Source organism: Chryseobacterium sp. GW821-FHT04C04, assembly GCF_059420365.1.
Genome location: NZ_JBWKTO010000004.1, coordinates 132918 through 147107, shown reverse-complemented (window position 1 = coordinate 147107; position 14190 = coordinate 132918). Strand labels below are relative to the sequence as shown.

Annotated in this window: 10 protein-coding genes; 1 reads left to right on the top strand and 9 read right to left on the bottom strand. The window is 35.5% G+C overall.

Features of this window, described 5'->3' with window-relative positions:
• Positions 1-213: 213 nt before the first annotated feature.
• The 9 genes from AC07UM_RS13985 to AC07UM_RS13945 form a co-directional block, all read right to left on the bottom strand.
• Positions 214-630: a barstar family protein gene (locus AC07UM_RS13985; protein ID WP_494683732.1), complete on the bottom strand. Its 417-nt coding sequence runs from the start codon at positions 628-630 to the stop codon at positions 214-216.
• Positions 608-4303: a phosphoribosylformylglycinamidine synthase gene (locus AC07UM_RS13980; protein WP_494683731.1), complete on the bottom strand. Its 3696-nt coding sequence runs from the start codon at positions 4301-4303 to the stop codon at positions 608-610. Before AC07UM_RS13980 ends, AC07UM_RS13985 begins: the two co-directional genes overlap by 23 nt.
• A 25-nt stretch (positions 4304-4328) precedes the next feature.
• Entirely contained in the window at positions 4329-5330 is a 1002-nt protein-coding gene (locus tag AC07UM_RS13975) for a PDDEXK nuclease domain-containing protein (RefSeq protein ID WP_494684259.1), read from the bottom strand.
• A 211-nt stretch (positions 5331-5541) separates the two neighbouring features.
• Positions 5542-6969 carry a serine hydrolase gene (locus AC07UM_RS13970; protein ID WP_494683730.1) on the bottom strand — a complete coding sequence of 476 codons (1428 nt, stop codon included), beginning with the start codon at positions 6967-6969 and terminating at the stop codon, positions 5542-5544.
• Positions 6970-6984: 15 nt separating this feature from the next.
• Positions 6985-7953: a WG repeat-containing protein gene (locus AC07UM_RS13965; protein ID WP_494683729.1), complete on the bottom strand. Its 969-nt coding sequence runs from the start codon at positions 7951-7953 to the stop codon at positions 6985-6987.
• Positions 7954-8002: 49 nt separating this feature from the next.
• Complete coding sequence (gene purB, locus AC07UM_RS13960) at positions 8003-9430, bottom strand: adenylosuccinate lyase (protein WP_124535247.1); 1428 nt, start codon at positions 9428-9430, stop codon at positions 8003-8005.
• Positions 9431-9793: 363 nt separating this feature from the next.
• The gene (locus AC07UM_RS13955) at positions 9794-9985 is read right to left on the bottom strand and encodes a hypothetical protein (protein WP_494683728.1); all 192 of its coding nucleotides are present in this window, start codon (positions 9983-9985) and stop codon (positions 9794-9796) included.
• Between the two features lie 403 nt (positions 9986-10388).
• Positions 10389-10529 (bottom strand): bacteriocin-like protein, encoded by a 141-nt coding sequence (locus AC07UM_RS13950; protein WP_494683727.1) that lies wholly within the window; start codon positions 10527-10529, stop codon positions 10389-10391.
• A 760-nt stretch (positions 10530-11289) separates the two neighbouring features.
• Complete coding sequence (locus AC07UM_RS13945; RefSeq protein WP_494683726.1) at positions 11290-13035, bottom strand: CocE/NonD family hydrolase; 1746 nt, start codon at positions 13033-13035, stop codon at positions 11290-11292.
• A gap of 297 nt (positions 13036-13332) precedes the next feature.
• Here AC07UM_RS13945 and AC07UM_RS13940 point away from each other — a divergent pair, with 297 nt between their 5' ends.
• Complete coding sequence (locus AC07UM_RS13940; RefSeq protein WP_494683725.1) at positions 13333-14076, top strand: IS110 family transposase; 744 nt, start codon at positions 13333-13335, stop codon at positions 14074-14076.
• Positions 14077-14190 lie beyond the last annotated feature (114 nt).

Genomic DNA, 14190 nt, shown 5'->3' with positions numbered 1-14190 from the left:
CGTTCACAAAGGCGTTTCACTCAGCAATAGATCAATTTGTGTCCTAGTTGAGTAAACTTATTTGAACCATTAAGATTTTATTAGAGGTGAAGAATTATTAAGATAAAAGCTGAAGCTATTATTAAACGACCTACTTTATTCATCTTTGCTGAATCTTAACCTACCTTAAAAACTTTACTCTTCTTAATGGTTTAAAATCCGCATCATTACTTATCATTCCAACCTCAGCGTAATATTGGTATGCGATTGTATAATTTCAACAAGAATATCAAAAATGGTCTGCCCTTTTCCTTCGTTCAAATCATCTAATCTCTGCTGCATCAATTCTATATTGAAAGGTTTTCCTTGTCTTATTTTATTTTCATAAAATTCACGGGTCATATCAAAGCCTAAATCTTCTTTTGATTTCTGTGATTCTTTCCAGACGATTTCAATTTCTTCTTTGTTTTCGAATATGCCAAAACCTCCGTAGAGAATATCATCAAAGCCATCCAGCGTTCCTACTTTCCAATCCGCATCTTTCATCAGAACATTGGAGATCTCTTCGTAGAAACCTCCTAAAGATGAAAAATGACCGCCATTGATGACGATCATTTTTCCTGTATTGTTATTTGAAGTATTCAACACCATTTTTGAATATATTGTGATAATTCGCGGTGGGTATATTTTTCATGAGACCTTCAGCAAATCTTTCCGGGTGTCCCATTCTTCCGTAGATCTTTCCACATGGGCTGGTAATTCCTTCAATTCCGAATAATGAGTTGTTCGGGTTGAATGGCATTCCGTGAGCGATGTTTCCATCAAGATCTATGTATTGAGTAGCGATCTGTCCGTTTTCATACAACTTCTTGATTTCTTCTTCTGAAGCCATGAAACGTCCTTCTCCGTGAGAAATAGGAATAGTGAAAGTCTGACCTTTCATTCCTTTTAACCAAGGGCTTTCGTCATTCAACACTTGTACAGTCACCATCTGAGAGATATGTCTTCTGATTGCGTTGTGCGCCAATGTTGGAGAGTTTTCATCAAGATCTTTGATTCTTCCGTATGGCAACAACCCTGACTTCACCAGAGCCTGGAATCCGTTACAGATTCCGATGATCATCCCGTCTCTGTCTAACAATTCGTGAACTGCCTTTTTCATTTTCTCGTTTTTCAGAACGTTAACGATGAATTTTGCAGAACCATCCGGCTCATCTCCCGCAGAGAAACCTCCTGAGAATGTCAGAATCTGAGATGTTCTGATCTCTTCTACCCATGCATCAATGCTTTCATCCAATAACTGGTGATTGATATTGATCAAAGGCAGGCTGCTTACTACAGCTCCTTCTTTCTGGAATGCATTGAGTGTATCATACTCACAGTTGGTTCCTGGGAACACTGGAGCAAAAACTTTTGGCTGTGCAATTCCGTGTTTTTTAATGATGATATTTCTTGGATGGATTGAGTTTGATTTTTCATCAATTTCAATCGTGATCTTTTCTTTTTCTACTGTTGGGAAAAGGTTTTCGAATGTGTTTGTATTGGCAGATACCAGATCTACAATACTGGATTCAAGGTTATTGATTTTTAAAGTCCCTGAATCTTTTACTTCTCCGATCAACTGAAGAGCAGCTGAGCTTAATTCTTCTTTTGCTTCAATGATTAAGCTTCCGATATTTTTAGCTAATAAAACGGTTTCATCAGCATTGATTTCAGCACCTAATCTGTTCCCGAAGCTCATTTTTGCTAACGCTACTGCAAGACCTCCTTCTTTCACTGTTTTCACAGAAATAATTTTACCTGCCTTGATATTTTCGAAGATGAATTCAAAAACTTCTTTTAAAGCATCATAATTCGGAAGTCCGTTTTCCTGGGCAATATGATTGAAGAAATACAGTTTATTGCCTGCATTTTTCAATTCAGGAGAGATGATATTTTCTTTATCGCCGTTGGCACATGCAAAAGAAATCAAGGTTGGTGGAACATTCAGATCCTGATACGTTCCACTCATGGAGTCTTTACCTCCGATTGCTGCTAAACCAAGTTTGATCTGTGCATCGTAAGCTCCTAAAAGAGAGGCTAAAGGTTTCCCCCATTTCTCAGGGTTTTGTCCTAATTTTTCAAAGTACTCCTGGAAGCTTAATCTGATATTTTTGTAATCTCCACCCATGGCAACGATCTTCGCAACACTCTCCACGACAGCATAAGATGATCCTAACAGTGAGTTTTGTTTTGAAATTTCAGCATCAAATCCCCAGCTTGCCAAAGAAACAGTTTTAATGTCTTTTGCTCCCAGAATGGGTAGGGTCTGCACACTTCCTTCCATCAGAGTCTGCTGGTATTTCCCTCCTAAAGGCATCGCCACTGTAGTTGCTCCAATTGAAGAGTCAAACATTTCCAACAGTCCTTTTTGGGAAGCTACGTTTTTATCTTTTAAGATGTTCAGGAAGTTTTCTGCTGTGAAAGCTTTAGTATCTTCTTTTACTTCATCAAGGTGGGTAATTTTCACTTCCTGAGACTTGGAACATCCGTTGGTATCTAAGAAAGCTCTTGAAAGGTCTACAATTTTGTCTCCTTTCCAGAACATCTGCATTCTTCCTGAATCTGTTACTTTTGCTACTTCTACAGCAACAATGTTTTCAGCTTCACAGAATTTGATGAATTTTTCTTTATCTTTTGGATCTACGACTACCGCCATTCTTTCCTGAGATTCAGAAATAGCCAGTTCGGTTCCGTTCAATCCTTCGTATTTTAATGGCAATACATCAAGGTTCACTTCTAAAGAGTCTGCAATCTCACCGATCGCAACAGAAACTCCTCCTGCTCCGAAGTCATTTGATTTTTTGATCAGCTTCGTCACTTCAGGATTTCTGAATAGTCTCTGAATTTTACGCTCTTCTACCGCATTACCTTTCTGAACTTCTGAACTCATCGTGTGGATAGAGGTTTCATCCTGTTCTTTCGAACTTCCGCTTGCTCCTCCAACTCCGTCACGACCTGTTGCTCCTCCTAAGATAATGATTGAATCACCGTTTTCAGGTTTCTCACGTCTTACCCAGTCTACAGGAACCGCTCCGGTAACGAAACCCACTTCCATTCTTTTCGCTTTATAGCCTTCGTCATAGATTTCAGAAACCATTGTAGTGGCAAGACCGATCTGGTTACCATAAGATGAATATCCGTTGGCAGCCTGTTTTGTAATGGTTTTCTGGGGTAATTTTCCTGGTAATGTTTTGTCTACCGATTCTAAAACGTCTGCAGCGCCCGTCAATCTCATGGCCTGGAATACAAAAGATCTTCCTGATAATGGGTCTCTGATGGCTCCTCCTAAACAAGTAGATGCTCCTCCGAAGGGTTCAATTTCTGTTGGGTGGTTGTGCGTTTCGTTTTTGAACAACAGATACCAAGGTTCTTTTTTACCGTCGTATTCTGCTTCGATCTGGATGGTACATGCGTTGATCTCGTCAGAAATCACCAGGTTATCCAGGTTTCCTGTTTTATGGAAATATTTACCGCATACTGTTGCAAGATCCATTAAGGAAATTGGCTTCAGCTCACGGCCTAAGAATTTTCTTTTTTCGATATAGTCATTGAAAATAGTTTCCAATGTGTGTTTGAACTGACCTTCAAACTGAATGTCTGACAATTCTGTTTCGAAAGTCGTGTGGCGACAGTGGTCGCTCCAGTACGTGTCTAATACTTTTAATTCTGTTTCCGTAGGATTTCTCTGTTCAGTTTTGAAGTATTCCTGAATGAATTTCAGGTCATCTAATCCTAGTGCAAAACCATGATTGTTATAGAAGTCTTCAAGTTCTCCATCATTGAAATTGATGAAGTTTTCGTGGATGATCACTTTTGATGGTGTTTCATCTGCAGGGATATTTAAGATGGTTAAGTCTTTTTCCTGAGATTCTACTTTGTTGATCAGAAGGTCTTTGATTTTAACCAGATCTGCTTCAGAAACTCCTTCAAATTCGATCAGCTTTCCACTTCTTACTTTTGATTTTTCATTTTCTGTAAGCAAGGCGATACACTGCTGTGCAGAGTCTGCTCTCTGATCATACTGGCCAGGCAAAAATTCCATTCCGAAATGAATAGTTTTTACTGGGTTTTCTGTATGTAAAATATCAGTAACAGGATCTACAAAAGTATTGTTCACCACTTTTTCAAATTCTCCGTCATTCAAATTGAAAATATCATATACATTGTATACTTTCACACTTTGAATTGCCGGAACAACTGCTTTTACTTCATCAAAAATTTTTGGACTTTCAACATCGAAAATTCCTCTTTTTTCTACGAAAATTCTTTTGTTATTAGACATTAGATGTCAGATTTTAATATTAGATTTATTTTTTATTTTCAAATTTATTTCTTGCTATCTCTATTGAACGATGCAATTTTTCAAGCAAAACTTTTTCTGAAGGTAATATAAGTAAATATTCTGCTACTTTTATATTATTCCCTTCCAGATTCATTAGTTCTATATGTTCAGAATTTTTTCCTGAACAAAGGATTAAACCAATAGGTGGATTTTCACCTTCTACTTTTTCATATTTATTAAGATATGAGAGATAAAGCTCCATCTGACCTTTATGACTGGCTTCAAATTCACCTAATTTCAGTTCGATAACGACTAAAGATTTTAGTTTCCTATGATAGAAAAGCAAATCCAGATAATAATCTCTATTATCTATTGTGATTCTTTTTTGTCTTGAAAGAAATGCAAAATCACTTCCCAGCTCAGAAATGAATTTTTGGAGTTCCACGATAATGGCTTCTTCTAAATCTTTTTCAGAAAAGGTATCTTTCAATTCTAAAAAATCAAGAAAATATGGGTCTTTAAAAACTAAGTCAGGATTTAAAATGTTATTTTCAGACCAATTTTTCAGTTCTTTATCTATTATTTTCTCAGGTTTTTTGCTTATTGCAGTCCGTTCAAAAAGCAAAGAATTAATTTTGGCTCTTAAAGTTCTCACACTCCAATTTTCTATCTTACAGACTTCAAGATAAAAGTTTCTTTTAGTATCTTCAGCAATAGGAATAAGGAGCAAGAAATGAGTCCATGATAATTGTCGCATCGCTGATGCGACAATTTCAAAATCATTAAAAACAGACGCAAACTGCATCATTTTTCGAATATTCTTTTCAGAAAAAGAGTTTCCAAATTCTAATGTAAGCTGTTGAGAAATCTGTACAATGACTTCTCTGCCATATTCTGCTCTTTTATTTTCTAAAACATCTTCATTTATTCTTTTTCCTATTTCCCAATACAAAACCACCATTGCCGAGTTTACCTGAACCGCAACCAGACTCCTTGTCTTGTCTACCAGTTCCTTAAGATCCGTCATTAATTGTTGATGATTTTGATTCTGCAACATTATTAAAAATTTAGATGTCAGATTTTAATATTAGATTTATTTTTCTTTTACTTTTCTGATTTCAGAGTATCCATCACAGATTATTGCTTTCTGTACTGATCCTCTTTTTGGGTGTTATCATCCCCCCTATCTTATTGAGTACAAATTTACTCTTTTACTTTCTTTTTCCTCTATCTTTTTCTTATAAAACGAATGCCAGATTATTATCTTTGGTGCCGTCATTATTGGATGCGTTTTTAGGAGCATCCATCCACCCTTCTTTATTCAGTACAAATTTAAAAGTGTAGGTTTTTCCTTTTTCAAATTTCGAGACAGGAACCTCCAATTCATAAAGGTTTTTATCCTTTTTTATCATCTGATATTCTTTATTTTCAGAGTCCCAATTATTGAAACTACCTGCGATAGCGACAGTATTAATCAGGTTTCCGTTCAGGTTTTTCGGATGTGTGTAAGAAAAAATGATTTTATCTCCCTTTACGGAATACCCATACACTTGCTTTTTATCTGAAATTGTAATAAGATCTCCTATCAGACTTGAGGTACCATTATACAGTGCAGTAAATGTTTCAGGCCCATTGATATTTACAATGATACACACTCCAATGTTTTGTTCCGGAAATATAGTAAACAAGGTATTTATTCCATATGATCCTCCGTGTTTAAATCCTCTTTTACCGTATTCTGTAATCATTTGTCTATCCCAGAAATACCCAAACCAGCCTTCTTTACTGTTGTTAATATTTCTTTGAGACTCCTGTACAATTTTGTTTTGTGAATCCAGTTCTTCTTTTAAAAACTTCACCATATCCCCCATGGTAGATTCGGTTTTCGAACCACCTGAACCCCACAGAAGGCTTCTTGAAACTGGCATCAAACGATAATTTTCATGATATCCATTGGCCTGAACTTCATTTTTATCAAGCTCCAGTTTGGTATGATTCATCCCTGCTTTTGAAAAGATATTTTCTTTCAAAAGGGTTTCATAGCTCTTTCCGTAAATATTTTCCAGCATAAGGCCAGTTAATTCCAGACTTGTATTGCTGTATTTATATTCTTTACCTGGCTCCATATTTAATTTGACAGTACCCAGATCTTTTTTAAAGTCTTCTTTTGTATATCCATCATTAAGCTTCTCATATAGAAAAGCCGTTTCATCTGTCATGTTTTTCCTCAGCTCATCATCAATAGGAAGATTTCTAGGTAAGGCGGTTTCATAAGAAATTAAATTCCTGACTTTTATAGGAACTCCATTATATTCTAAGTTCGGATAAGGTTCTTTAAGATATTTACGCACATCATCATCAAGGCTTACTTTCCCATCCAGGACTGCTTGTGCCAACAATTGCCCTGTAAAAAGTTTGGTAATGGAGGCTATAGCAAAATAAGTATTATCATTTGCTTTATTGCCTTTTCCTTTGTCTATTTCACCAAAATGTTTGGTATAGATTTTCCCATCTTTTATAATTCCGACAGAAACAGAGTATGCTTTTGATTCTTTTGCAACTTTCTGAGCTGCTGCATCTATTATTGAGTAAACTGTTTTATCTGTTTGTGCATAGTTCTTCACAAATGTCAAAGCAACAATACATACGAATATACTTTTTCTCATTAAGTTTAATTCTGGTTATCTTTTGAGTTTATTTGGGTTATCAGGATGTTCTTTTTGAAATTGTTCAGCTTGTTTTACTTCTTCTTTCAGCCATTCTTCAAAAGGAATTTTTTCCTCATTATAACTATTTAATGCATAGAATGTGCTGCCATCTTCTGAAACCATAAATTTATACCGATACAGCATATCCAATTCTTTTTTTTGATGGTTATAGGTATTTACCTGATAATAAGGAAAGTTTTCTTTTGGCCTTTCTACGATTTCAAAAAAGAGTTTCTTTTCTTTATCAGATAATTTGTTGTAAACATTCACATGATAAAGGTCTGAAAGCTTTTTATTTTGTTTTTCAAAGAACTTAAGAATGGTTTTTTCTTTTCCGCTGTATCGAAAGGGATTTGGATAATATTCTCCATCAATTTCTACCTCTTTGTCAGAATGTTTTGCAAGAGGCTGAACGATTTGTCCCTGAGTATTCATTATTCCCCAATTTCCACCTACAACAGCTTTATGCTCATCATCTGTCTTTTCCCATGCGCAGCCATCGCAGAATGCAGCATATCCATAGTTGAAGGGGACCGCAAAATCATGTTCAGGCGGAATGATCGTTTTTCCGTTTCGGTCTGCAAAGCCTATCTTACCGTTTTTAACCAATCTTCTCAATCCTTCAGAAAAATAATCCGCTCCGTTATCATACATAAATGGCTGATACAAATAGTTCCCTTTTCTGTCATAAATATATCCCCATGCATATTTCTCCTGCTCCTCTCCTGCTTTAGTTCCATCAAAATGAATGGTCTCTCCTTCTACCGGATCTCCGTCTTTAAGATATCCATAAATTTTAAACTGTGCAGGAACAATGATTTTTCCGTCTTTATTTTTTACTCCAACCAGAGAATCTTTGGATTTAAAATAATATAAAGTTTCTTTTACCTGAGCAAAAGAAATGACTGGTGTCAACAGAATGGCTACTAGCAGTTTTTTCATATTCATTGGGTTGGAAATAAAAAATGCAGCCCAAAAGGCTGCATATGTTTTATACTTTAAGATCAGCTTCCAATCCTATCAGGTCTTTATTCTGATCCAAAATCGGCTGAACTTCATTTTGAATGAATTCCTCCGTCTGGATTGGTGCGAAACCAATAAAGTTCTTAGGATCTAAAACTTCTTTGAGTTTTGATTTGTCTAGTTTTAATGAATCATCATTTAAAATTCTTTCAATAAGGTCATTTTCTTTTCCTTCTTCTTTCACTTTCTTGGATGCTTCCATAGAGTGAACTCTGATTACCTCGTGAATTTCCTGACGGTCACCCCCTGCTTTTACTTCTTCCATGATGATGTATTCTGTTGCCATGAAAGGAAGTTCTTCCATAATATGCTTATTGATTCTGTTCGGATATACTACGATTCCGTTCATGATGTTGTTCCAGATCAATAGAATGGCATCAACAGCTAAAAATGCCTGAGGAATTGTCAATCTCTTGTTGGCAGAGTCATCTAATGTTCTTTCAAACCATTGTGTAGAAGCTACCATTGCAGAACTCGTTGTCAAAGACATTACGTATTTTGCCAACGCCCCGATTCTCTCACTTCTCATTGGGTTACGTTTGTACGCCATTGCGGATGAACCGATCTGGTTTTTCTCGAATGGTTCTTCAATTTCCTTAAGGTTTTGAAGTAAACGTAAATCGTTTGTGAATTTGTGCGCAGATTGAGCAATATTTCCTAATAAAGCCACTACTTTAGCATCAATTTTTCTATCGTAAGTTTGTCCGGAAACTCCGAAAACTTTATCAAAACCGAATCTTTTTGAAAGTTCTTTATCTAAGTGTTTTACTTTAGAATAGTCACCATTGAAAAGCTCAAGGAAACTTGCAGCAGTTCCTGTAGTTCCTTTCACTCCTCTGAAACGAAGGGTTTCAAGGAAGAAATCAAGCTCTTCGATGTCAAGAACCAAACTCTGTAACCAAAGTGTTGCTCTCTTTCCAACAGTCGTCAGCTGAGCGGGCTGGAAGTGGGTGAATCCTAAAGTGGGAAGGTCTTTATATTGAATAGCAAAGTCTGCTAAGTTCTTCATTACGTTAACCAACTTTTTCTTTAAGATTAAAAGTCCGTCACGGATTTGAATTAAGTCTGTATTGTCTCCTACAAAAGCTGAAGTTGCTCCCAAGTGGATGATTCCTTTTGCTGAAGGCGCCACATCACCATAAGCGTGAACGTGAGCCATTACATCATGACGGAATTTCTTTTCGTACTCTGCTGCTTTCTCATAATCGATATTTTCAGCATTAGCTTTTAACTCAGCGATCTGCTCGTCTGTAATTTCAAGTCCAAGGTCTTTTTCGATTTCAGCAAGAGCTATCCAAAGTTTTCTCCAATTCTGGAATTTGTTATTGTGTGAGAAATTAAATAACATTTCTTCACTGGAGTAGCGCTCTTCCAATGGATTTTTGTAGGAATTCATTCGTTCTTTTACTTTTTAGATGCACAAAAATACGATTTTTCAGTGAGAGATGAAAATCCTGTTTTGATGATTTTTCAACCATATCCGAATTAGGCAAAGGATTTGATTTATACTTTTGCCTTGAAGCAAAAGTATACAAAAGTTCAAGACGGGAATCATCCGCTAAAAATTAGAATGTACTCCTAAAATTTCCAAACTCGCATGGATCAAATGGTTCTTCTTCGGCTCTAAATTTCGCCCATGCTCAAACAGTGGAAATTTTTTAACGGATTACATTCAAATTTTCTTGACGCTCCTGATTCCTAGGTCGATTGATAAACAATACATCATACCCAACCTTATTCTAAACCTAGCATTGAATCGTTATATCATAAAAGCAAGAAAAGTTCCTAAAACAGCCACAACTATTCCTAATATATTCAGTACTAACATTATAAACTTGCTTCTTAAGTCTTTGAAAAATGTTGCAGATGCAGGAAAGATAAAAAGATTTGAAATCATCAATAGTATAGAAAAATTTAAACCTCCTTCAAAAGGACGAAAACCATTTTTCATTATGTATATATTTACCAATAATATTGTGACATTGAGAAAAATGATACAAACAGCAAGAATATAGTTTGTTCTGGATCGCACGAAAGTTCTATAATTAAGACTGCAAAATAATATTTTTTTCAATTATACTTTTGCCTTAAAGCAAAAGTATACAAAAGTTCAAGGCTGGAATCATCCGCTAAAAATTAGAATGTACTCCTAAAATTTCCAAACTCGCATGGATCAAATGGTTCTTCTTCGGCTCTAAATTTCACCCATGCTCAAACAGTGGAAATTTTTTTAACGGATTACATTCAAATTTTCTTGGCGCTCCTGATTCCTAGGTCAATGAGTGAATAAAACATAAAACAGGCTATTCCATTTCTGAAATAGCCTTTTCTTTACATTATTTTTATGAATCGAATTAATCAATAAGTCCGCATGGTGATCCTATAGCAATACATTTTTTCACGAATGAACACCAGAAGTATCCTGGCAGACACATAGGGATACCCCCTTGAACTGTTTTTAATTCTCTTTTTGAAAGTTTTCTTAAGTTTTTCATGATAACATTTTTTTGATTTTTTTCCTACTCTATATGCTTTTCGGATTGCGCTTTAATTTGGTAACACCAATATACATATTTTTCAAATACAAAAATATAACCTATTCATTTTATATAATTTACACTAAAAAAAACAATCTTTCATTACCATTAAATGAAACTCATCCATAAATTATTTAATCTTATGTCTGAAACTCAAGGTCTGAAGGTTTGCGCAGCGGGTTTATTACTTTTTAAAGCTTTTATAAAACTCAAATTTGTCTTTATTATTCTTCCTGTAAACATTAAATTCACCTGTATTAGCCTTTTTGGAGATGGAATCACCAATCTGTAGCGTATCATTTTTAGTATCAGTTGTGGTTATACAATAATCTTTGCTATAATAAAATTGTAATGATTTGTTCTCATAATTATAAACTCTGACAATTTTTGCCTGCACATTATTTTTATAGAAATAATTGTTATTTAGGAATACAATTCTGTACAAGTAAAAATATATAAATGTTATCAATCCTAATAAAATAGGAATGAAGCGATAATAACTTTTCATTTTCATTTCTCTAATGTTTACATATCAAGTCAACAGGAGCGAGGGTAGTCATCCATATACAATATAAGTTCTTTAATCTTATATATGGAACTCAAGGTCTGGAGACTTTACGCAACTGGGGATTAAATTTTAATTTTATTAAAACTCCTGATTCCTAAGTCGATTCTTAAATGTAGAATATAATAGTATTTTTGGAGCAATTCATATATTTTAGTCGTTTAATATTGGGATTTTCATATAACTGTCATTGTACCATTTGATCTGCAGAGGAATAAAAGCATCTTTGATGGTTTCTGTGCTTACCTCCTTCCCTGTTCCATAATTCAATTGGGAGAACGGATTTTTATTAACATCAATTTTCACAACCAGTCTGCTTCCTTTCTGAAGTTTTTTGCTTATGAAATGGCTGTTGGTAAATTCTATCCATGTTTTGTCTCCAGGCTTCAGAAGGTTTCTTTGGGTAATATCCTTTGCATAGCTGGCTCTTCCGATGTAATATGACAAATGGAAATATTTTCCTTCGGGAGTCAATTCATATAAAGTCACTCCCAGATCTACATCTTTTTTATTAATAGAAACATGAAGTCCGCCTACAAAAGAACCGTTTACAATCGTTGGTTTTTCTACAGGATTGCTGGTAAAAATGAAACCAGTACTTGTATCCAGCTCACTTTTCTCTATCGGAGACGGGTAATAATCACTGTTGCCAGTCAATTTTCGGTCTTTAAAATCAACGATCTGTGAAAGGAATGTATTTTTATTGGAAGTTTTGGAATCTAAAAAGTAAGTACTTCCCTTTTTTTGATGGGAAAGGTAAAATTTCAGGACATCATTGTTCATTTTTTCAAAGGAAGAAGCACTGCGCCATTCATTGGCTCCCATGACTTCATAATTGATTTTATCTTTAAGGACTGATGGTTTCGGCCCGTTTTTCAGGATATGATCAAACCATTCGTAGGTAATTTTGTTGATATCAAAGAGGGCAACCTCATCTACTTTGTATTCATTCACTTCTTTCTCACCTCCTTGCTGGGTTCCAAAATGCCCATAAGGGCCAATGATCAGATAAAACGGAGTGTCCGGGCTATACTTCTGTAATTCCTTAAGATAATAAAGACTGGAGTTTTGGGAGTCGTTATAATATCCGTCAAAAGCAAGCACCGGAATAGTGATCTGTTTAAAATCGTCTTTATAAGGAGCCATTTTCTGCCAGTATTCATCAAAATCAGGATGTGTTATCCACCGCTGAAACCATCTGTTGGGCGTACCATCAATGCTGTCCATTTTGTTGTATGCCCCGCCTTTATCCCACCATGTAAACATCATTGACCTGAAACGCTGTCTGTCGTTTCCAGTTTCATTATCCAGATATCTGTTGTTTCCGACGTAAAATGCCCATTCATAATTGGGGTTAATGAATATATTATTTTCCATAGGAAGCCCCATTCCGGGACGGTTTGCCACATACGGGACAATCGTTTTCAATGCAGGGTGCATCGTTTTACAGGCTGCCCACTGGCTGAAACCATTATAGCTGCCCCCATACATCCCTATACTTCCATTGCACCATTTTTGTTTACTGATCCAATCAATAACGTCATAGGTGTCAGTGGCTTCAAATTCATAGGGATTAATATCATTTGGACTTAATCTTTTACCTCGGGCATAGGCTATAACGCCTATATACCCTTTATCAGCAGCATTCTTCAAACTTTGAAGATCCCGTCCGGTATCGCGAACATAGATGGTAAACTGGAAAATCACAGGAAGAGGCCCATTCTCTCCTTTCTTCTTCACAATCATCGCAGAAATCATCGCACCATCCCGGGTTTTCACCATGACACTATCCTGGATATCATAAGAACTATCCTGAGTTTTAGCAATTGCTGACATGGCTTGCTGTCCCTGAACAGAGACAATTGCACATAGAAAAAGAATGAGCAGATATTTTATCATGTTTATTTTGTTTTCGTTGACTAAGATACTAAAACCACTGCGATTGCAGTGGTTTTGTTTTATTTGTGGACACGAGCGAGAAGCTCGCCTTTACTTTGTAATTTTCAAAAGGGAGTAAATTTATTAAAAGAAAGCAGAGGTGAACTTAGACGCTCGCTAAGTAAGACTCTTCTGGCGCATTAGTCCTCTGCTTCCTTTTTGAATTTTGTTGAATAACTTTAGATAGAATGATAGACTTCAAGGTCTAATAAAGGCTTTAAAGAATTCAACACTTTTGTTTAATCACAATATTAAGTTATGGAAAATTATCACAATTACATTGGGATTGATGTATCAAAGGATACATTAGACTATCAAATTATTGATAGTACAGCTAGACTTCTTGATCAAGGAAGAATTACTAATGATAAGAAAGGAATTAATATGCTGTTGAAGGGATTAAAGAAAGCTGACATTGGTCTCCAAGATACCTTATTTTGTTATGAAAATACAAGGGTATATTCTATGAACCTTAGCTTGATTCTCTCTGAATTGAGCGTTGACTTTGCAGAATGTCCAGCTTTGGAAATCAAACAATCGAAAGGGATTTGTAGGGGAAAATCTGATAAGACTGACGCCAAAGATATTGCTATGTATGCATTTAGAAATATTGATAAAATTAAACTCACAAAGGTTCCTGAAGCAGATATCCTTAGCTTAAAGCTGCTTTATGCTGAACGTGAAAAAACAGTGGCAGCAATAAAAAACTTCAGTGCAACAGCTGAAAACAAAAGATTTCTACCAAAAGAGGTATTTAAACAGACTGAGGTAATCAATAAGAGGACACTTAATTTTCTAAAAAAAATACAACTTACCATAGAAATCCGTATTCGGGAAATCATTAAAGCAAATGAAATGCTTAATCATCAGAAGGAACTATTGATATTGGTTCCAGGGATTGGAGAAGAGATTGGTAATTTACCAAAGTCTGCTAAAGAACAAATCTATTTAGTTATTGATGCCTTAATAAGAGATTTTAAAGCTAAAAAAGTGTATTCGTAGAAAATTACTACGCTATAAAACACAAAAAACCCTCGCAATTTTGCGAGGGTTTCTTTATTTATCAGCGCAAAGTTACAAACTTTGCGAAGCGGAGGGGGCATTTTTATCTACTCA